The sequence below is a fragment of the Enterobacter sp. 237C8 genome (assembly GCF_034106865.1).
Taxonomy (GTDB): domain Bacteria; phylum Pseudomonadota; class Gammaproteobacteria; order Enterobacterales; family Enterobacteriaceae; genus Enterobacter; species Enterobacter asburiae_B.
Map to the genome: position 1 here is coordinate 119,450 of NZ_JAWNDF010000008.1, position 20,610 is coordinate 140,059.

At 56.4% G+C, this 20,610-nt stretch carries 20 protein-coding genes and 1 tRNA gene; 13 read left to right on the forward strand and 8 right to left on the reverse strand.

The genetic code is table 11. The features are described from left to right. Nucleotides 1-39 precede the first annotated feature (39 nt). Both yicI and USF70_RS18215 read right to left on the reverse strand, forming a co-directional pair. The gene (gene yicI, locus USF70_RS18210) at nucleotides 40-2,358 is read right to left on the reverse strand and encodes an alpha-xylosidase (RefSeq protein ID WP_232938876.1); all 2,319 of its coding nucleotides are present in this window, start codon (nucleotides 2,356-2,358) and stop codon (nucleotides 40-42) included. A 12-nt stretch (nucleotides 2,359-2,370) separates the two neighbouring features. After that, nucleotides 2,371-3,762: a glycoside-pentoside-hexuronide family transporter gene (locus USF70_RS18215; RefSeq protein WP_033147057.1), complete on the reverse strand. Its 1,392-nt coding sequence runs from the start codon at nucleotides 3,760-3,762 to the stop codon at nucleotides 2,371-2,373. Between the two features lie 288 nt (nucleotides 3,763-4,050). Here USF70_RS18215 and USF70_RS18220 point away from each other — a divergent pair. The 3 genes from USF70_RS18220 to USF70_RS18230 all read left to right on the forward strand — a co-directional run bounded on the left by USF70_RS18220 (nucleotide 4,051) and on the right by USF70_RS18230 (nucleotide 5,235). Next, a tRNA-Sec gene (locus USF70_RS18220) sits at nucleotides 4,051-4,145 on the forward strand. 443 nt (nucleotides 4,146-4,588) lie between these two features. After that, nucleotides 4,589-4,939 (forward strand): type II toxin-antitoxin system RelE/ParE family toxin, encoded by a 351-nt coding sequence (locus tag USF70_RS18225; RefSeq protein WP_033147058.1) that lies wholly within the window; start codon nucleotides 4,589-4,591, stop codon nucleotides 4,937-4,939. Beyond that, nucleotides 4,936-5,235 (forward strand): helix-turn-helix domain-containing protein, encoded by a 300-nt coding sequence (locus USF70_RS18230; RefSeq protein WP_023309874.1) that lies wholly within the window; start codon nucleotides 4,936-4,938, stop codon nucleotides 5,233-5,235. The genes USF70_RS18225 and USF70_RS18230 overlap by 4 nt, the downstream gene beginning before the upstream one ends. Before the next feature lie 28 nt (nucleotides 5,236-5,263). Here the strand turns inward: USF70_RS18230 and USF70_RS18235 are convergent, their stop codons facing one another. From USF70_RS18235 to USF70_RS18255, 5 genes are all read right to left on the reverse strand, one after another. Further along, nucleotides 5,264-5,701, reverse strand: coding sequence for an acetyltransferase (locus USF70_RS18235; protein WP_033147059.1), 438 nt, complete (start codon nucleotides 5,699-5,701; stop codon nucleotides 5,264-5,266). Between the two features lie 356 nt (nucleotides 5,702-6,057). Next, nucleotides 6,058-7,056 carry a class I SAM-dependent methyltransferase gene (locus USF70_RS18240; RefSeq protein WP_045887657.1) on the reverse strand — a complete coding sequence of 333 codons (999 nt, stop codon included), beginning with the start codon at nucleotides 7,054-7,056 and terminating at the stop codon, nucleotides 6,058-6,060. A gap of 85 nt (nucleotides 7,057-7,141) precedes the next feature. Beyond that, the gene (locus tag USF70_RS18245) at nucleotides 7,142-8,080 is read right to left on the reverse strand and encodes a GlxA family transcriptional regulator (protein WP_047059676.1); all 939 of its coding nucleotides are present in this window, start codon (nucleotides 8,078-8,080) and stop codon (nucleotides 7,142-7,144) included. A 189-nt stretch (nucleotides 8,081-8,269) separates the two neighbouring features. Next, complete coding sequence (locus USF70_RS18250; RefSeq protein WP_320735887.1) at nucleotides 8,270-8,749, reverse strand: hypothetical protein; 480 nt, start codon at nucleotides 8,747-8,749, stop codon at nucleotides 8,270-8,272. 1 nt (nucleotide 8,750) lies between these two features. Beyond that, nucleotides 8,751-9,512: a winged helix-turn-helix domain-containing protein gene (locus USF70_RS18255; protein ID WP_320735888.1), complete on the reverse strand. Its 762-nt coding sequence runs from the start codon at nucleotides 9,510-9,512 to the stop codon at nucleotides 8,751-8,753. Nucleotides 9,513-10,218: 706 nt separating this feature from the next. On the opposite strand from USF70_RS18255, the gene USF70_RS18260 reads away from it, so the two are divergent. From USF70_RS18260 to USF70_RS18285, 6 genes are read left to right on the forward strand one after another with little or no spacing between them, the layout of a single operon-like run. After that, nucleotides 10,219-10,821 (forward strand): helix-turn-helix transcriptional regulator, encoded by a 603-nt coding sequence (locus USF70_RS18260; RefSeq protein WP_210867568.1) that lies wholly within the window; start codon nucleotides 10,219-10,221, stop codon nucleotides 10,819-10,821. A gap of 53 nt (nucleotides 10,822-10,874) precedes the next feature. After that, on the forward strand, nucleotides 10,875-11,459 hold the full coding sequence (locus USF70_RS18265) for a fimbrial protein (protein WP_032661969.1): 585 nt from the start codon (nucleotides 10,875-10,877) through the stop codon (nucleotides 11,457-11,459). Between the two features lie 53 nt (nucleotides 11,460-11,512). Continuing rightward, the gene (locus USF70_RS18270) at nucleotides 11,513-12,190 is read left to right on the forward strand and encodes a molecular chaperone (RefSeq protein ID WP_320735889.1); all 678 of its coding nucleotides are present in this window, start codon (nucleotides 11,513-11,515) and stop codon (nucleotides 12,188-12,190) included. Nucleotides 12,191-12,213: 23 nt separating this feature from the next. Further along, nucleotides 12,214-14,739: a fimbria/pilus outer membrane usher protein gene (locus USF70_RS18275; RefSeq protein ID WP_320735890.1), complete on the forward strand. Its 2,526-nt coding sequence runs from the start codon at nucleotides 12,214-12,216 to the stop codon at nucleotides 14,737-14,739. After that, the gene (locus USF70_RS18280) at nucleotides 14,730-15,248 is read left to right on the forward strand and encodes a fimbrial protein (RefSeq protein WP_246946843.1); all 519 of its coding nucleotides are present in this window, start codon (nucleotides 14,730-14,732) and stop codon (nucleotides 15,246-15,248) included. The genes USF70_RS18275 and USF70_RS18280 overlap by 10 nt, the downstream gene beginning before the upstream one ends. Continuing rightward, complete coding sequence (locus USF70_RS18285) at nucleotides 15,248-16,258, forward strand: fimbrial protein (RefSeq protein WP_320735893.1); 1,011 nt, start codon at nucleotides 15,248-15,250, stop codon at nucleotides 16,256-16,258. The genes USF70_RS18280 and USF70_RS18285 overlap by 1 nt, the downstream gene beginning before the upstream one ends. Before the next feature lie 3 nt (nucleotides 16,259-16,261). Here the strand turns inward: USF70_RS18285 and USF70_RS18290 are convergent, their stop codons facing one another. Continuing rightward, nucleotides 16,262-16,786 (reverse strand): lipocalin family protein, encoded by a 525-nt coding sequence (locus USF70_RS18290; RefSeq protein WP_029740779.1) that lies wholly within the window; start codon nucleotides 16,784-16,786, stop codon nucleotides 16,262-16,264. Between the two features lie 117 nt (nucleotides 16,787-16,903). Here USF70_RS18290 and USF70_RS18295 point away from each other — a divergent pair, with 117 nt between their 5' ends. The 4 genes from USF70_RS18295 to USF70_RS18310 all read left to right on the forward strand — a co-directional run bounded on the left by USF70_RS18295 (nucleotide 16,904) and on the right by USF70_RS18310 (nucleotide 20,436). Continuing rightward, nucleotides 16,904-17,629, forward strand: a complete 726-nt coding sequence (locus tag USF70_RS18295; protein ID WP_320735891.1) for a MerR family transcriptional regulator — start codon at nucleotides 16,904-16,906, stop codon at nucleotides 17,627-17,629. Between the two features lie 99 nt (nucleotides 17,630-17,728). Then, a complete protein-coding gene (gene uraH, locus USF70_RS18300; protein ID WP_033147068.1) occupies nucleotides 17,729-18,139 on the forward strand; it encodes a hydroxyisourate hydrolase in 411 nt (136 codons plus the stop codon). Nucleotides 18,140-18,241: 102 nt separating this feature from the next. Beyond that, a complete protein-coding gene (locus USF70_RS18305) occupies nucleotides 18,242-19,201 on the forward strand; it encodes a YbgA family protein (RefSeq protein WP_023333995.1) in 960 nt (319 codons plus the stop codon). 146 nt (nucleotides 19,202-19,347) lie between these two features. Next, the gene (locus USF70_RS18310; RefSeq protein WP_134348312.1) at nucleotides 19,348-20,436 is read left to right on the forward strand and encodes an AAA family ATPase; all 1,089 of its coding nucleotides are present in this window, start codon (nucleotides 19,348-19,350) and stop codon (nucleotides 20,434-20,436) included. Nucleotides 20,437-20,610 lie beyond the last annotated feature (174 nt).

Consider the following 20,610-nt stretch of genomic DNA (forward strand, 5'->3'; position numbering starts at 1 on the left):
TCCCTCGCCCCTTTGGGGAGAGGGTTAGGGTGAGGGGAATCAAAGGTGAACCACCACCTCATTCCCCTCCGCTTTCACCACCACACCCCATTCGCTACCTGCGTGTGAACCACCTTTTACGCCGCTCACCTTCTGTATGTTGCGCAAGCACACCGACCAGTTTTGTGCGTCTCCCGCGCCGGTAAAGGTCACGATGTCGCCCCGACGTGACGCCTTCAGCGTAAACGCCACGGAGCCGTCCGCCGCAGGTACTTCGCTCACCGCCGTTGCGCCATCGTCCAGGTTAAACAGCTGGAAGGCCGTCCCCGCGTTCCACGCGTAGTCCGGCTTCTGGTTATTGTTGCCCAGCGCCAGCAGGGTGTTGTCGCGCACGTAGACCGGCAGGCTCATGAAATCGTGCTGCTGCTTATGCCAGCGGCTGCCCTGAATTTCGTCGTTATGCCACAGATGCGTCCAGCGTCCTTCCGGCAGGTAGAACTGCACGTCGCCCGCCTCGGAGAACACCGGCGCGACCATCACCGCATCCCCCAGCATGTACTGGCGGTCGAGGTAATCGCATGCCGGATCGTCCGGGAACTCCAGCATCATCGCCCGCAGCATCGGCGTGCCGAACTCGCGGGCCAGCGCCGCCTGACGATACAGGTACGGCATCAGCTGACACTTCTGCTGGGTGAAGTGGCGCACCACGTCGCAGGACTCGTCATCGTACGCCCACGGCACGCGATAGGATTTGCTGCCGTGCAGGCGGCTGTGGCTGGAGAACAGCCCGAACCCGCACCAGCGTTTGTAGACGTGCGCCGGGGCGGTGTTTTCGAATCCGCCGATATCGTGGCTCCAGAACCCGAAGCCGGACAGGCCAATCGACAGCCCCCCGCGCAGGCTTTCGGCCATCGACTCGTAGTTGGCGTAGCAGTCACCGCCCCAGTGCACCGGGAACTGCTGCGCCCCGACGGACGCCGAGCGGGCAAACAGCACCGCCTCTTCCTCCCCCACCGTCTCCTTCAGCACGTTCCACACCAGCTCGTTATAGATGTAGGCGTAGTGGTTGTGCATCTTCTGCGGATCGGACCCGTCGTACCACTGCACGTCCGTCGGGATACGCTCGCCGAAGTCGGTCTTAAAGCAGTCGACGCCGATATCCACCAGGCCTTTCAGCCTGTCGGCATACCACCGGCACGCGTCCGGGTTGGTGAAGTCGTAGATTGCCAGCCCCGGCTGCCATTTGTCCCACTGCCACAGGGAGCCGTCCGGGCGCCTGAGCAGGTAGCCCTTCTCTTTCAGCTCCCGGAAGATCGGGGATTTCTGGCCGATGTACGGGTTAATCCACACGCAGACCTTCAGGCCTTTCTCTTTCAGGCGGCGGATCATCCCTTCCGGATCCGGGAAGGTCACCGGGTCCCACTCGAAGTCGCACCACTGAAAGGCCTTCATCCAGAAGCAGTCGAAGTGGAAGACGTGCAGCGGCAGGTCGCGCTCGGCCATGCCGTCGATAAAGCTGTTTACCGTCGCTTCGTCGTAGTTGGTGGTGAACGAGGTGGTGAGCCACAGGCCGAACGACCAGGCAGGCGGCAGCGCCGGACGCCCGGTGAACCGCGTATAGCGGTTCAGCACCTCTTTCGGCGTCGGGCCGTCGATCACGAAGTATTCGAGATATTCCCCTTCCACGCTGAACTGCACTTTGGAGACCTTCTCGGAGCCGACTTCAAACGAGACGTTCTCGGGATGATTCACCAGCACGCCGTAGCCGCGGTTGGTCAGGTAGAACGGGATGTTTTTGTAGGACTGCTCGGTGCTGGTGCCGCCGTCGCGGTTCCAGGTTTCGACCGTCTGGCCGTTGCGCACCAGCGCGGTAAAGCGCTCGCCCAGACCGTAGACCGTTTCCCCCACGCCCAGATCCAGACGTTCGAACACGTAATTGCGGTCGGTATTGCTGTCCTGCACGTAGCCGTTGTTTTTCAGCTGGCTGCCGGTAATGCGCTGGCCGTTGCGCAGGAAATCCAGCGCCCAGAACTCGCCTTTGGTGACGCGCACGCTGACGCTTCCGCTTTTCAGCTCGGCAAAGTCGGCGTTGTTTTCAATCTCTACCTTCACGTCTTTCAGAACGTTCAGCGGATAGTGCGGGCCGTTATTCAGCACGCCCTGGAAATGCTCGATGCGCACCCCGACAATCCCTTCCTGCGGGGAAAACAGGCGCACCGTGAACATCAACGTGTCGAGCTGCCAGGTGCGTTCGCGCACGTCGCGCGGCGCCACATACACCACAAGGTCGTTGCCCTGCTGCTCCACGTCGAACACCTGAACCGGATACGTCACGTTCAGGCCCGGTTGAATAAGCCAGTTTCCATCACTGATTTTCATGCTTGCGTCCTCTTAGTTCTGCAATTCTTTGCTGACCGGCAGGTTTTCAAACTCCTGCTGATTGCGGCGCGCCCCCTGCGCCAGCTCGCCCAGGATTTTGGTCAGGAAGGGGGTTTTCAGCGTGTAGTAGCGTTTAGCGATGATGGCGCTCAGCACGTAGCAGGCCGCCGGGGCCAGGGTAAACAGGCCGATAATGATGCTGATGGTCGCGCTGTTCTGGCTTTTGGCTGCCGCGTCGTAGCCGCCGCCAGCCAGCATCCAGCCGATCATTGCCCCGCCCAGCGCCAGGCCGAGCTTCAGCACGAACAGCGTGCCCGCAAAGCTGATGCCGGTCAGGCGTTTGCCGTTGGTCCATTCACCGTAGTCGACGGTATCGGACATCATCACCCACTGGATCGGCGTCACCAGCTGGTGCAGCACGCCGATGACGAAGATAAAGGCGAACATCAGCACGGTGGCGTGCATCGGCACGAAGAACATCGCCACGCTGACCACCGCCAGCGCGGCGTTGGTCCACCAGAAGATGCTGACCTTGCACTTCCAGTCGGTGAGCGGTTTCGCCAGCGCGGAGCCAATCAGGTTGCCGACGCAGTAGGTAGTGAGGAACGCGACGAACACCTCCGGCGAGCCCATGATCCAGGTGCAGTAGTACATCATCGCGCCGCCGCGCACGCAGACTGCGAGGATGTTGAGGATGGTGAGTACGCCGACGATGCGCCACTGGTCGTTGTGCCAGATGTCGCGCAGGTCTTCCCGCATGGAGGTGGTGCTCGGCGGCACCTGGATGCGCTCTTTGGTGGTGAAGAAGCAGAACGCCAGCATCAGGAACGCGACCACCGACAGCACGGCGATGCCGCCCTGGAAGCCGAACGCCTTATCGTCGCCGCCAATCAGGTTCACCAGCGGCATCATCAGCACCGTGGAGAGCATGCCGCCCGCCGTTGCCAGCACAAAGCGCCAGGACTGAAGGGAGATACGCTGCGTTGGGTCGTTGGTGATCACGCCGCCCAGCGCGCAGTAGGGGATATTGACCACGGTATAGAGCAGGGTCAGCAGGGTGTAGGTAACTGCGGCGTAAACCATTTTGCCGTTGAGGCTGAGGTCCGGCGTGGTGTAGGCCAGCACGCAGACGATGCCGAACGGGATGGCACCAAATAAAATCCACGGACGGAACTTGCCCCAGCGGCTGCGGGTGCGGTCAGCAATCAGACCCATGCACGGGTCGGAGATCGCATCCAACGCGCGCGCCAGCAGAAACATGGTGCCGACAAACCCGGCGGGAATGCCGAAAATATCGGTGTAGAAAAACATCATGTACAACATGACGTTATCAAAAATGATGTGGCTGGCGGCATCTCCCATGCCGTAGCCAATCTTCTCTTTTACTGACAATACTTCGCTCATCTTTTTTTATCCTTCACGCTGTAGGGGGCGCTGAGACCGGTTACAGAGTTTTAAACCATTGTTTCAGGAGCGGGTATTGCGTTTTCTGGTTAGCAGATTACGTTTCTTGTTTTTTGTGATCGCGGTAAATGTTGGAAGCACGAGGGGCTAACATGAGGATTTTCTTAGGAATTAACTGAAACAGGGGTGTACAGGTCAAAAGAGAGGTGAAAAAAGTGTGTCGGGGTATGTGGTAAATGCCTGAAAGTAGCTATAATGCGCCCCGCCTCCATGTAGCAATCGAGGCGCGGAAGATCGTCATCTCCGGTGAGGTGGCTGGACTTCAAATCCAGTTGGGGACGCCAGCGTTCCCGGGCAGGTTCGACTCCTGTGATCTTCCGCCAAAATGCCATCCCCTTTAATAAAAACTTTATTAATAAATAAATTCCCCACATCCCAGTCACCTTATGTGAACATGATCATTTATTCATTTAAATTCTGTAAGGTAAAGATGCTCGAACTATTAATGGGCATCTCATGAAAAATTTTTCTGGTCGCAAAGTTGATTAACATTCAACTATCCGATTATCCCGGATAGTTCACTAGTTAGGAAAACGCCAATTTTCAGAGAGATAGATCGCTATAATCTCGAAGCAATACACACCAGCATGAATAGAAAAAACGCTGGAAAGCGCCTCGCAATTTCTTAATTGCACGATCCCGTTTGATACCTCAACTTTGTCATACTCTTGCCACTAACAGCCTGGCTATCGATGACAGCCATTGCATTTATTAACTACAGCTTATATTCTTTTTTTATAAGCTACAGCTTATCATGGACGAAAGCATGTGGACGGTTCTGTTCGGTAAGGTATTCGAGCAATGGCTGCTTGAACAGGAAGAAGGATTACAGGATAAGGTACTGGCAGACCTGCTAAATCTGCAAAAATATGGGCCACGTCTTCCACGGCCCTATGCTGATACGGTTAAAGGCTCATGGTATAACCATATGAAAGAATTACGTATTCAATATGCTGGACGTCCGATACGTGCTTTCTTCGCATTTGATCCTGTCCGTCAGGCCATTGTGCTTTGCGCGGGCGATAAGAGTAACGACAAAGCCTTTTATGAAAAAATGATTCGCATCGCAGATACCGAATTTTCCTTCCATCTGACAAGCCTGGAGGCAACCAAGTGAAAACCTTAAATGAAGTGATTGCGTCACGTTCACCGGAAAGCCAACAACGTATTAAAGAGATGGCAGATGAAATGATCCTCGAGACGGGTCTGCAACTTTTACGTGAAGAGCTGAGACTTTCGCAAAAAAATGTTGCCGATTTGATGGGGGTGAGTCAGCCCGCAGTAACGCAGCTAGAGCAACGTGGAAATGAACTCAAAATTGCCACGCTTAAGCGCTACATTGAGGCAATGGGGGGGAAACTTCATATCGATATTGAACTTCCCACAGGAAAACGCGTTGCATTTCATATCTAAAAGTGTGATTTCTGCGTTAAGTTAATATTCATTCACCCAACCGCATATGCAGCAACGGAAACGGATTCCCCTGCCCGTCCAGTTCTGAGCGCCCGACCTGCTCAAACCCCATATGGCGATAAAACGCGACGCCCTGCGGGTTCTGCTCATTCACGTCCACCTCGTTCGCGCCGAACTCTGTGATGGCGTGTTGCAGCAGCAATTTCCCGACGCCCTTTCCGCGGCTCGCGTCGTCAACAAACAGCATTTCAATACGGTTTTCATCCACGCCTAAAAAGCCGTGAATAACGCCTGCGTCATCGCGAGCGATCACGACCTTGAGGTTAGGCAGATAAGCGTTGAGCAATAACGGGCGCAGTGCCGCAATATCGCTTTCCTGCAAAAAGTGATGGGTGGCGCGGACGGAGGATTCCCAGATCGCGACCAGACGCTCGAAGTGTGTGGGGAGTGCGGTTTCTATTTTCATGGGGGGATCATTATAGAGCGCAGAGATTAAATCAAGTATCCAGAAGCATGGAGGCAATAAAACGAAGACCTTAAATGAAGTTATAAACTCTCGTACATCTGAAAGTAGAGAGCGTATCAAGGAAATGGCCCGAAAGTTGGTTCAGGAAACCAGGCAAATGATAGATCATGGCAAGCAAGAATCATCACCTGGGAATGAGAACAGGGAAACGAGTCAATCCTTCATGACAGTTGTTCGGTTTAACCGAACAACTGAGGAACGGTAAATATTGTTGCGCCCTGTTCCCCCTCACCCTAGCCCTCTCCCTCAAGGGAGAGGGAACCGATTGTGCGGTTTGTCATCCCACACCGTTCGAGCTAAACCCTAATCTCCATCACCGCATACACCCCATCCTTCGGCACCACCACGGTGACGTTTTCCACCGGCACGCCCGCCGCGAGGTGGATATCCTGCAGCTGCTGTAACGACCTCGGGTAAATATCCTCCCAGCCGATACCCCGCAGCACAAAGTCAATTTGCGGGCTGCTGGTCAGCATGTTCGACACAATCACCGCGCCGCCTGGCTTGACCAGCCGCAGCGCGCGCTGGAGAAAAATCACCGCATCGGTATCGTTGAAGTATTCGAAAATCCCCAGCGCATCGACCAGTTCGGCCTGATGCTCGCCGAGCTCCAGCAGCAGGTCCTCGTTACGCACCAGCGTATGGAGCAGGTTGCGCCTGAGCAGCGTCAGCTGTTCGCCCACCACAATCCCTTCCTGCGCCGCCATGGTTTCGGCCCAGCTGAGCGCAACCGGGTCTTTGTCCACCAGCGTGAGATACACCCGCTGGCCGTCAAGCTTTGCTTCGCGCAGTGCCTCCAGCACCGGAATGGCGGCACCGCTTGCGAGGCTAACCCAGTTATTTTCACTTTCGTTGTGAATGTACTTATCCACCAGCGCGGCCAGCACCCGGGCGCGGGAGCGCACGCCAACCGCATCGTTAGCGTGGATAAACCACTGGCGGCTGTCGCTGTCCATTTTCGTGCCGTCGGGCAGGCGGTCCTCCAGCGGGTTTTGCACCACAAACAGCGCCAGCGCGGAGGGCACCAGCCGGGTGCGCCACGCGGTGAGCGCCGGGCGGTTGCGGAAGGCCTGTTCGGAATAGCGGTTCTGCGGGACGAGCACGGCCTGCCCCCCTTCGTCGTATTCTACCCTCGGAGGCCGGAGCGCTGGCTCGGCTTTCAGGGCGCGGTCAAGGGAGGCGATTTCACGGGCAGCGTCGTCTTTCATCGGCCACTGGTCGCTGACGTCGGGAAATGACGCGCTGAAAATCGTCATATTTTCCGGTGCATCGCCGCGAAAAGGCTGCCAGTTCATGTCGTCTTCCCTCCGTTAGGCTTTTAACGGAAGTCTATCCAGGCGAGCCAGTAATACCCTACGAAGAAAGCACGAAATAGGTGCATCAGTTCTGCGACGTGCGCCATACCCCCGGCGTGCAGCCGTACTCGGTCTGAAAATGACGAATAAAATGGGCGCAGTCGCTAAACCGCATCCGTCGCGCAATATCCGTCACGCTTTGCTGAGAGTTTTTCAGCAGCCAGCAGGCATAGCGCAGCCTGGCGCTGCGAATAAATTCCCGCGCCGTTTTGCCAAACTCGGCGTGAAACAGGCGGTTAAGCTGGCGTTCGCTCAGCTTAACGTCCTGCGCGAGCCTGGCGGCGTTCAGCGGGTGAGTCAGATACTGTTCGACGATCGTCACCGCCCTGCGCAGCCGTGAATCAGGGATCATGGCGATATTCGCGGGCCGCGGCGTGGCGGCGTCATGCGGAGGAAGGGACAACCGCCGGGAGGTGGTGGCCGCAATGTCGTCTCCCCCGTGGGCGCGGATCAGCGCCGTTACCAGGGTGAGCGTTGAGATCCCGCCCGGGCAGGTCAGCACATCGCCTTCGTCGATAAAATCGAGGCCTTGCTCAGCATAAACCTGCGGAAACCGCTGCGTGAAAACGTCATGGTGATGAGGATGAATCGAGGCGCGGCGCTCGTTCAGTAACCCTTCCTCCGCCAGAATAAAGCTGCCGGTACCAATACCAATCAGGGGAACGTTGTTGTGATAAGCCTCCGTGAGAAACGCTCTGTCGCCACGGTGTCCCTGGTGAAGATGCTCCAGACCTCCGCCGATCGCCGCAATATAGTCGAAATCGCCGGGCGGCGCATGGGCGGCCTCAGGCCGCACGCTGAGCCCTGAGCTGCTCACTATCGGTAAGTCGGGATAAGTGCTTATCAGGCTGAGTTTAAAGCGTATTTTCTGGCTACGCTTCTGGACGCTGGATGCAATACGTAACGCCTCTATTAATCCTGAATATGCGAAAAGCGAGAAATGGGGCCACAGGAGTAAACCCATATGCAGGGATTTATTCCGTGCAGGCGTCATTCTGACGCTATCATCAATTATATTTTTCATTAACTTGCCGAAGAATAATTACATTATCGCAACATTATTGTCGCTGTTATATTTTCCTAAGATAGGTCCTGGCTGTTAAATCAAGCATAAATGATGCCCGCAAAAACTTAAAAACATTTCTCCCTGTCGCTATCCGTTTTTTGACGTGTGGCACACATAGGTCGGCAGCGTCCCCAGAATAAATAAATAATTCTCATTCTGCTGTTTCTTAATACGCATATAAATATTCTTATTCGGATAGATAAAAAATAAGGGCTCGTACTTCTCCAGCCAGCTGTCGTTGATGTTGTCGTCCGGAAATTTCATATTGCGTATGGACGTCAGATTATAGACGCTGTCTTTGCGCTCAATCTGAAAGAAAACTTTGCGATTCAGGGTCTTCGTAGGATCGCTTTTCAACCGGCCATTCATGCTGAGTATTCCGCTGTTACCCTCCACGGTGTAATTCAGCCACAGAGAGAGCGTTTCATCACGGTGATGCTGAATAAAGTTCGCCTGGCAGGAAAAGGGCTGGATGTAATGGCGATGCAAGAGGTAATACGCTGCCACGACAGCCCCCATCAACAGGCACAGGCAGAGCGCAACAACCGTTTGACGGTAGCGAACCATACTAGCGATCCTCTATAAAATAATCGGACATACAGCGGTTGGGTTCCGTCATTGGCCTGTCACAGCGAATGACCGATGCGCGAGGCAGCAGGATGTAGCCGCTGACGTAAACCCAGGGATAGTTAGCGCACTGGTCCTTAAACGGGGCGGCATAGGCCAGGGCTTTATCCCTGTCGCGCTGCGTTTCAATATCGCGAGAAAAATAGAGCTGGCATTCGCCCATCTTCATCGCGAAGCGGTATCCGTCGACGAAATAGCTTTCATGCAGCAGGTTATGGCTGATAACGCTCACGCCAGCCAGCATCAGCAATAGCACCAGCGCGCCCGGCAGCCAGAAGCGGCGTGTCGGGGCCGTCGGGCCGACAGTCTCTTCGCAGACATCCGGAGCAGCACGTTCTTCCTCTTCAGCCTGCGGCTGCGTCTCTTTAACGGTGATTTGCGTATCGCTTGCGAGCGTCAGTCCAATGCGCGGGATAGTGACAATCGGATCGGTTTCAAACCCCACTTTCTTCAGCCCCTTACGCAGAATAGAAATATTCTGGTAGTAGGTATTAGGCGAAACCAACATCCCCCGGCGCTGCCAGACAATATCCATGCACTCCTGTTGAGTCACAATACTTCCGGCTCTTTCTATTAATAACAACAGACAGCGCCCCGCCGGGGAGTTTAATACCACCACCCGGTCAGGATTGTTGAGATCGCGTAATGTGCTGGCCGCTGGATGAAACTCTACCAGGCCATTAATAATGTAATGCTTATGCATAGAATGGGCTAAATACCTCCGGTCAACGCCTGTTGCTCCAGTAGATTCCCTTCACGGTTAACCTGCGTATCCCTCGCCTGTGTAAGGATTAATGTGACGGATTAATGCGCAACTGTATATCCTGGCGCCTGGCGAAAAATCTTATTTTTCCTTTCTCTTTATCTGACCGGTCTGAAGTTTTCTTAACCGCCATTTAAAGCCGTCTTGACACTGACAAAACTCGACAAAGGCGCCCGTTGAACGCTTTAGCCATCGTTGTCTGAATTATTCAGCGCGCTTAATTTGTTTTTTTGATAAAAAGCAGTGAGGACGCGCTCTGCCAGCGGGTTTCGAAATTACGACCAATTCGAAAGCTGTCGTCTTAATTAACAATTTCGGTGCGAAACTGTTAGCCACCGTCAGTAACAACCCTCGTCGCATGACGTCCCCAGACTATTTCCTTACAAAACATTTATTAAAGCCAACTTTTCAATAAAAACTACCGGTATGATTATTTACAGGCAGATAAGCAAAAGCCGGTTCAGCGAGGAGAAATTGACGCTACACCTAAACCGTACTTAAAACAAATTAAGATTAATTCAGGTTACCTCTTTTACGCCCTGAGTATAGTGGGCTCACACCGTGCAATGCTTAATTGCTTCGAAAATACAGGCGTCGTTCTGCCAGACAGACGAGTCTCATTACAATTATAAATCGAGGGAATGACATGGCGAATAAGCTCAACAACACACGTTATTTAAATATCGCGCTATTGGGTGGAGATCACTTTGCGCGCCAGGGGATCGCCGCGTTATTAAAAAATATTGTCCCGGCTATGCAGATTACAGCATCGATCGATAATTACATGGAGATCGAAACGATACTCGCAGCCGCACCGGTAGACGTGATTTTTTTATCCGGCATGGAGAAATATCACGCGGGATATGACTGCCTGAAATATATCAGGAAGATGAAAGTCCTTTATCCCGACGTACTTATTTGTATGTATTCCGCACCGGCAAATTCCTGGCTGTGGATACGCGGTGAAATAGACGCCTATCTCTCGCTGCAGGACCCGCTGTATCACTGGCGAGCCAGCGTATTAAAAATGGTCGATAGCCGTTATCGCCCAATAAAAAAACCCACGGCGTTATCGCTGACGCCGGGTGAATGGAGGGTATTGAAGGAACTGCGAAAGGGTCTGGATATGCGTTACATCGCCGAAACAGAGCAGCTTTCTTACCGTCGTGTCAGCGCGTTAAAAAGCTCAGCGATAAGAAAACTCGGGCTCAGGAACAAGACAGATTTGCTGGTCTTTTTAACCAGTTAGACCTGCTGCTTTCAGAGCAAATCTCGACATAACACCATAATGGAATCAGGACAATGAAAGCTCAATTCAATAATAAAACGCTGCTCGCGATCGCTATTGCGGCATTACTGCCAGCGGGCACGGCCCTGGCTGCCGGCACCAGCGGCGGCACGGTGAACTTTAGCGGCAAAGTGGTGACCTCCGCCTGCGCCATCAGCGCAGGAAGCGCCAACATTGACGTGGACATGGGTGAAGTGCGTACCGCAACGCTGAAGACGGCAGGCAGCGTTGCCAGCACGGCAAAAGCGTTTGCCATCACCCTGGAAGATTGCGAAATCGCCGATACCTCAGCCTCTACGGATGAGAACCCGATTGCCGCCACAACCGTGGCCGTCACCTTCACCGGCACGCCGGACACTTCCGATGTTAATAGCTTGTCCGTCGGAGCAAACGGCAGCGCCAACTCTGCGCAAAACGTGGCTATTCGCCTTTATGACGAGCAGGGCAACGTGGTGAACCTGGGTGAACCTGCTGCGGCCATCCCTCTGCGTAAGGGTGCCAACACCCTGAACTTCAGCGCGAAATATTACTCGCCGAAGGGCGGCGCCACCGCGGGTGATGCCAGCGCCGTCGCAACCTACACCGTGACCTATTCGTAATCCTCAGGCCCGGTCTGCGAGCCGGGCCTGTCTTAGCTTTCAGGAGAAACACTATGCGCGTAAACACATGGATTTGCCTGGCGGGTGCGTTATGTTCCTCCGCCGTCTATGCCGGCGGCGTGGGGCTGGGCGCAACGCGAATGGTCTACTCCAGCGCCACCAGCCAGGCCATGATGCAGGTGAGAAACACCCATCCCGACGCTACGTTCCTCATCCAGTCGTGGATGGAGAATGAGAAAGGCGAACGCACCAACGACTTCGCGATCACGCCGCCGCTGTACGTCATAAAACCGGCCAGCGAAAGCGCGGTGAAAATCATGTTTAACGGCAAAGCCCTGCCAGCGGATCGGGAGACGCTCTACTGGATGACGGTCAAAGCCATCCCCCAGCAGGCGAAAAGCGGCGCCGGGAATACGCTGCAGTTTGCGTCGGCTAACCGCATCAAGGTCTTTTATCGCCCGGAAGGACTCAGCGAGAGCCCGGGAGAGGCGTGGAAAAAACTGGCCGGTGCCTACCGCGCCGGAAAAGTCACGCTCAGCAACCCCACGCCGTACTACCTCATCACCATCAACGTGAAAATTGACGGTATGCCGGTGCAGCCGGTGATGGTGCCCCCGAAAGGCAGCGTGACGCTGGCCGAAACCTTCAGCCATGCGGGCAGCATGAGCTATCAGACCATTAACGATTACGGGGCATGGACCCCCGCCGCGCGCGCGTCGTTATCCCAATAATAAAAACAGTAAGGCGTGACCACGTGAAAATAAAAATCCTGTGCGCCACGGTGATCTCCCTGGTGATTCGGCAAGCCGTGGCTGCTGAAAGCGAGCTGCAATTTAACCCCGCGTTCCTCAACGGCGAGAGCGCAAACAGCGCCGATCTCGCCTGGGTCAACGCCGGGAGCGCGTTGCCGCCGGGTGATTACAACCTCAACGTGTATATCAATACGAATTATGCGTTCACGGGTAACGTCACGTTCCGCCTTGCTGAAGACAGCACGGGTGAAGCGCTGCCCTGCCTCACGCCTGAACAATTCGCCGCGCTGGGCATCGATAGCCATCAGGCGAAGGGTGGCGACCTGCCGCTGGCGCAGCGCTGCATCTTCCTAACGAAGGCGTTTGCGGATACGCAGTTTGATCTGGACCAGAAGACGCTCACCCTGAGCTTCACCGTACCGCAAAGTGCGATGCGCAATTTGCCGCGCGGGTACGTCAGCCCGGAAAGCTGGGAGGCGGGCATTCCTGCCGCGTGGCTGAATTACGTGGTCAATGGCTCGAACAATGAGTATCGCGGCGAGACGCGCACGCGGGAACAGCAGCTGTTTGCGAGCCTCAACAGCGGCGTCAACCTGGGCGCGTGGCGGCTGCGTGATTTCACCACGTGGACCAAAGACAGCAATGAGCTCACCCACGTGCAGACCTGGCTGCAGCGCGATATTCACGCCCTGCGCGCGCAGGTGTATGCCGGGGAAACGTACACCTCGGCGCAGGTGTTCGACTCCGTGGGCCTGCGCGGTATCGCCCTGAAAACCGATGACAACATGCTGCCCGCCAGCCTCAGCGGCTATGCGCCAGAAGTCCGGGGCATCGCGCGCAGCAACGCGACCGTAACGGTTCGCCAGAACGGCAACATCATCTATCAAACCTCCGTCCCGCCGGGGGCGTTTGTGCTGAAAGATCTCTACCCGACCTCCTCGGGCGGCGATCTGGCGGTCACCATTCAGGAGAACGACGGCAGCAAAACGCAATACACGCTTCCCTTTGCCAGCGTGCCGAACCTGGTGCGTAACGGACAGGTGAAATATGCCCTCGGCGCCGGGAAATACCGTCCGACGGGCAATCAGGACGCGCCCGCTTTCGCGCAGGGCGAGCTGTTCTACGGCTGGCGATACGGCCTGACGTTTTACGGCGGGGCGCAGTTTGCCGATCGCTATAACGGCCTGGCCTTCGGGTTTGGGCAAAACCTCGGCCGCTTTGGCGCCTACTCCATCGACCTGACCCACGCCCGCAGCCAGCTGGCGGACGATCGGCACTATACCGGTGATTCGGTGCGCCTGCGCTACAGCAAGCTGCTGAACGACATTGGCACGCGGGTTAACTTCTTCTCGCTGCGCTACTCCACGAAAGGGTTTTATACCCTCAGCGACACCACGTACAAAGGCATGTCGGGCGGATCGCCAAAGCAGACGGTGGAAGACGATGGCACCGTCACCACCCAATACGACACCGTGTACAACCTGCGCATGTCGCGTAAGGCAAAAAACCAGCTGCTGCTGTCGCAGCCGATGGGACAATACGGCTCGCTGTCACTGTCGTGGGATCAGCAGACCTACTGGAACACGTCAAATACCACGCAAAGCCTGCAGTTTGCGTGGAACGCCACGTTTCGCAACGTGTCGCTTGGCGTCAGCGTCCAGCGAAGCTCGAGCCTGTATGACGACAAGAAAGATAACATCCTGTCGATGTCGATTTCGGTCCCGCTGGGCAACCCGACGCTGTCGACCCGCGCGCGCTTTACCACGACCCATGCGGACTCCACCGGCACAACCACCAGCACGGGCGTGAGCGGCTACCTGCCGGGTGAGGAGAATCTGTTCTATAGCGTCAACCAGCGCTACAGCTCCCGACAGCACTACGGCGGCGATGCCACCCTGCAGTACGAAGGCGCGTGGGGAGACTACAACCTGGGCTACAGCTACGCCAGCGACTCCCGCAACCTCAGCTACGGCATCAGCGGCGGCGCGGTAGTGCATGAAGATGGCCTGACGCTGAGCCAGCCGCTCGGAAATACCAACATTCTGGTAAAAGCCCCGGGAGCCAGCAATGTCGCCGTGCTTAACCATAAGGGCATCAAAACGGACGGCCGTGGCTACGCGGTGATCCCGTACGCCACGCCGTACCGCGTTAACCAGGTCGCGCTGGACGTGACGACCGCCGGCAACGACGTGGAGCTGGAAAACGCCATCGCCAACAAAACGCCTACCGATGGCGCCCTGGTTCGCGCCACCTTCACCACGCACCAGGGGGCAAAAGCGATGTTTATCGTACGTCACGGCAACGACGTGCTCCCCTTCGGCACGCTGGTCTCGCTCGATGATGACAAAACCAGCGGCATCGTTGGCGATGGCGGCAGCCTGTATCTCTCCGGTTTGTCAGAGAAGGGCAAGCTGAACGCCGTGTGGGGCCGCGGCAGCCGCCAGCGCTGCGCCATTACCTACGCCTTAAACAAGCAGAACTATAACGCCCGCACCGGTCTTTATTCTCAGGAGGTGGTATGTCAGTAACGCTTCGGATCGGCTGCCTTGCGCTGCTGCTGGTTTTCACGCTCCCCGTTCGCGGCTACGACGTGCTGGTCTCCGTCACCGGCAATTTGATCGGCAACACCTGCGTGGTGGCGCAGGACTCCGTTGAGCAAAACGTGCCGCTGGGCACCATTGGTATTAAACAGTTCAGCCGTGCCGGGGCCGTCAGCAATATCAAAACGCCCTTCACGCTCAGGCTTGAAGCGTGCGGGCCAACCTTTGCTGGCGTAAAAATTCGCTTCAGCGGTACGCCAGATGATGCCAACCCGCAGCTGCTGAAGATTGCCGACGGTGGCGCTACCGGCGTGGCGGTGCAGATCCTCGACAAAGAGAGCGTACTCATTCCCCTGAATACAAAGACCACCACGTACGGAACGGCGGGGGATGACAGCGTACAGATGACCTTCTACGCGCAGCTGGTTGCCACCGCTACGCCGGTGAGCGCCGGTGATGTGTCAGCCCTCGCCACCTGGACAACGGAGTATCTATGATGCGTTTAGCGTTTCTTCTCGGCGGATTACTTTTCTGCGCCAGCGTGCAGGCTCTGGACTGGAAATCGGACATTACGCTCTCGCCTCAGCCGATGACCTACAGCGGGCCAGCGGATTCCGTGGTGCCGGGCAGCATTATCGGCTCGACCTGGAGCGCCACCGCCAGCGTGCAGCAGGTATTTTGGTGTGGGTTTATTTTTACCTGCACTAAAGGCACGCTTGAACCCAGCAGCAGCGCCATCTCGAGCGGGATGACGGTCAACGTCGACGGCGTGAACTACACAATTTTTGAAACCGGCGTACCGGGCGTGGGGTATATCATCGGTTTAAAGGACTTTAAGGGGACAAAATATATTCCCCTGCAAACCGGCGTAACACAAAGCTATCCTGCGGATGGGACGGGAGGAATCGCCCAGGATTTAGGCTGGTCAGCAAAAGTCACCTTTATTAAAACCGGTACGGCGCTGAAATCCGGCGTCTATAACATCCCGACCATCAACGCCGCGGTGCTCACCGCCTATAACAACGAAACGAAAACGGCGCAGGTCATCATCAGCCCGACCACCATCACGGTGACCGCCAGCGGGTGTACGGTCGGCAGCAAAAACGCCAGCGTGGCGCTGGGCACCATTGATATTCTCACCCTGCCCACGGTGGGAAGCACGTCGCCATCGGGGACGTTTACCGTCGGCCTGACCTGCGACGCGAACGTGGCGGTTCACGCCGTGATGACCGATCAGACCACGCCGTCGAACACCTCGTCGGTGGTGACTCTGACCGGAGATTCCACGGCGTCCGGCGTTGGGGTGCAGTTTTTCTACAACGGCAGCGGGCCGCTGACGATGGGGCCGGACAGCTCGGCCGCGGGTGCGACCGGCCAGTTCTTCATCCAGAGCACCACGGCGGCGCAGACGCTCACGTTACCGTTCCAGGCGCAGTACATCCGAACCGGCGAACTGGTCCCCGGCTCGGCCAACGCGCTGGCCAGCATTACGTTTTCCTACCAGTAGGGGCTACTGCTTCACCCACACCAGCTGATCGGTTCGGAAGCCCAGACTGCGCGCGGTGTTCAGGTAATCCTGCTTCACCGCATCCGGAATGGTTGGCGTGCGCGACAGGATCCACAGGTAGTCGCGGTTCGGGCCGCTGACCAGGGCGTACTGGTACTTATCGTCCAGCCTGATCACGTTATAGCCGCCGTAGAACGGGCCGAAGAAGGACACCTTCAGCGCGGCGGTGGTTGGCTCGCCGGTAAAGTACGCTTTGCCTTCGCTCTCGTTCCACTTGTTCTTCACCGGATCGTAGCCCCGGTTGAGCACGCTGATGCCGCCGTCGCTGCGCTTGCCGTAGGTGGCGGTTACCTGCTCCAGCCCGCGTTCAAAGCGGTTTTCCAGACGGGCGACCTCGTACCATTTGCCAAGATAGCGGCTGGCGTCAAAACCGGAAATCGGCTGCACGCCCTTCGGCGGCGTGGGGGATTTACAGGCGACCAGCGTCAGCGCAATGGCAACACCGGTCACAACAGGCCATAGCTTCATGAGAATTCCTTTCATTTGCACGGTTGGACGTTAAGTGTAGTGCACCGTTTCGGCGCTTCATCCCGTTCGGGAAAATTCGTAGTATATTGAGAGTATTCCTCCACTCTGGACACGGACATGGCTTACTCCATCGGCGAATTCGCCAGACTCAGCGGCATCACCGCCACCACCCTGCGGGCGTGGCAGCGTCGCTATGGTTTACTCAAGCCACAGCGCACGGAAGGCGGCCACCGCCAGTACAGCGACGATGACGTCCAGCAGGCGCTAAAAATCCTCGACTGGGTCAAAAAAGGCGTCCCGATCGGTCAGGTCAAACCGCTGCTGGAGCGCCCGACGCCAGGACGGACCAACAACTGGCAAACCCTGCAGCAGAACATGCTGCAACGTCTGCAGGACGGCAAGGTCGAGTCCCTGCGCCAGATGATTTACGACGCCGGACGCGAATACCCAAGGCCGGAGCTGGTCGCGAACGTGCTGCGCCCGCTGCGCAGCCAGGTCTCGGCCAACGTCGCCGCCGCCATGACCCTGCGCGCGATCCTCGACGGCATCATCATCGCCTACACCTCGTTTTGCCTCGAAGGCGATAAAAAAGCGCCGGGCGATAACATTCTGCTCAGCGGCTGGCACCTCAACGACCCGTGCGAGATCTGGCTCGAAGCCTTAACGCGCACCGGGCAGGGCCACCGAATCGACATCCTGCCGGTTCCGCCTGACGCGCTGGCACCGGAAATTTTCCCGGAGCGCAAATGGCTTCTGGTCACCAGCGGCAAACTCACCGCCGGGCGGAAAAAACAGGTGGAGCAGTGGCAGCAGCAGGTATCGCTTGAAGTGATTATCCTCTGATAATTTTCTCCTGCGGGAATCTTCACGAAAAGTTGAATATTTTCCCGCGCCGCAGATGCTAACGTTTTCCTGTGACGAATAACTCAACAGGAAAACACCATGAAAAAAACTGCCCCTCTGCTGATCCTGGCCTCGATGGCCTTTGCCCCTGCTGCCTTTAGCGCCCCTGCCGGCACGCTGAGCGTCCACATTCTCGACCAGCAAACCGGGATGCCGCCATCAGACGTGACCGTTACGCTGGAGAAACAGCAGCAGGACAAATGGACCCCGATTGCCAGCGGTAAAACCGACCACGACGGCCGCATCAAATCGCTCTATCCGCAGGATCAGGACATGCAGCCTGGCGTGTATAAAGTGACCTTCAAAACCGCAGAGTACTTCCACGGCAAAAAGCTGGACTCCTTCTTCCCGGAGATCCCGGTGCTGTTTACCGTGACCCGCACCAACGAGAAGCTGCACATTCCGCTTCTGCTGAGCCAGTACGGTTACTCGACCTACAAGGGCAGTTAATACGCGTTGATTTTAAAGGAATAAAAAAAATAGTTCCGCTAATACTTGGACAAATTAGTCATGTTGTGTAAGTTTTAATTATATGAACGGGAGGACTACAACATGACAACGAAACCTGTGCTCGGTATTAGCGGATGTTTGACCGGATCCGCCGTTCGCTTTGACGGCGGACACAAGCGTATGGGCTTCGTCATGGATGAGTTGGCCCAGTGGGTGAATTTCAGGCCCGTCTGCCCGGAAATGGCTATCGGTCTCCCGACCCCTCGCCCGGCCATACGCCTGACGCTGACGGACAGCGGCGAAACGCAGCTCCGTTTCAGCAAGCCGCCTCATGATGACCTCACGCAGAAAATGGCCGACTTTACGGCGGACTATCTGCCAAAAATCGGCGATCTGTCGGGATTTATCGTCTGTGCAAAATCCCCAAGCTGCGGCCTGGAACGCGTGCGGCTGTACGATGAAAACGGCAACCGGGGCCGCAAGGAGGGCGTCGGGCTGTTCACCGCCGCCCTTCTTGAAACCTACCCGTGGCTGCCCGTCGAGGAAGACGGTCGGCTGCACGACCCGGTGCTGCGGGAAAACTTTATCGAGCGGGTATTTGCCCTGCACGAGCTAAACACGCTGCGCGCTAAAGGTCTGACGCGGCGTGGGCTGCTGGATTTTCACAGCCGCTATAAGCTTCAGCTACTGGCGCACCATCAGGCAGGCTACCGCGAAATCGGCCCGTTCGTCGCCTCGCTGCACGAGTGGGAAGACCTGGACGCCTTCTTCGTGGCGTACCGGGAAAAACTGATGACCATCCTGAAAAAACCCGCCTCGCGGAAGAATCACACCAACGTGCTGATGCATATCCAGGGGTATTTCCGTAACCAGCTGAACACCCGCCAGCGCGGCGAGCTGCGCGACGTGATCCTGCACTATCGCAACGGACAGTTGCCTATTCTCGCCCCGATCACGCTGCTGAAGCACTACCTGGCCGAATACCCCGACCGGTATCTGATGACGCAAAACTACTTTGATCCCTATCCTGATGATTTGGGTCTGCGTCTGGCAGTCAAGTGATCATAAAAATGCGAAGGCCCCATTGACCCGTAGAGGCCCAAAGCAGTACCCCGTTTAGACGACATCCTCACTGTCGTCTCTTTTTTGCATTTCATCTCAAAGACTGTGATTATATACAGGCTTATTCTGCAAAAAGGGGCCTGCCAGTGATCAACACCCTGCACATTCAAAACTACCGATCCATCCGCGACATGTCGCTGGAGCTGGAGCAGCTCAACATCGTCTTCGGGCCGAACGGCACCGGGAAATCCAATATCTACAAGGCGATACACCTGATGCACAGCGCCGCTCAGGGACAGTTTTCCCAGGCACTGGCAAACGAGGGCGGCATTCTGAAGGTGTTCTGGGCAGGCAAAACCCGCAGCGACCAGCTGCGGCGGATGAATCTGGCGGTGGAAACAGAGACCTACGAATACGAGCTGCAGGTCGGGTTTGTGGAGAAGCTGCCCTATCCCTCGCAGTTTCAGCTCGATCCGGTGATCAAAGAGGAGTCCATCTGGCTGAGCGGTCAGCACCGTCGGCCTTCGTCACAGCTGATGAAGCGTAAGAACCAGGCAGTATTTCTGAACAACGTGCATCACGAGAAAGTGACCCACAGCGGCACGCTGTACGAGAACGAATCGGTGTTCGGGCAGCTCGGCGAACCGCATCTTTACCCGGAAGTGTCGCAGATGCGCGAGTCCCTGCGTAACTGGCGCTTTTATCATGAGTTTTCCGTCTCGTCTGGCTCGGCGATGCGCGCCCCGCAGGTCGGCTTCCGCTCCCCGGTGCTGGCCAGCGACGGTGCCAACCTGGCGGCCGCGTTTCAGACTATCGTCGAGATCGGCGACGAGCTGCTGCTGATGCGCATCCTTGACCAGGCCTTCCCCGGCTGCGTGTTTTACAGCGACAACACCGGCGGACGTTTTCGCATGATGATGCAGCGCGAAGGTCTTAGCAGGCCGCTGGAACCGGCGGAGTTCTCCGACGGTACCCTGCGCTTTCTGTGCCTGGCGGTAGCGCTGTTAAGCCCGCGCCCACCGGCGTTTATCGCGTTGAACGAACCGGAAAACAGCCTGCACCCACAGATGCTGCCCGCGCTGGCGAGCTTAATCGCCGAGGCCAGCCGCTACTCGCAGATTTGGCTCACCAGCCACTCGCCGGAGCTGGCGAAGTTGATTGAGAAACAGCGATCGTTTTCGCTGTATCAGCTGTCAATGGTGGAGGGGGAGACGAGGGTGGAGAGGCTGGGGTAGTTCTATACCCTCATTCGGGTAGATCTTCAGAGCGCTTCTTTTCTTTTGAAATAATGCGCAATATTCCTCCAACGGCAAGAGTAGTTATTGGAGAATCAGAATTGACCGGAAGACGATACGGCCAAATACGTCTTATCTGGAAGTGAAAAAGGGCAAATCCAAAAATCCTGCCGA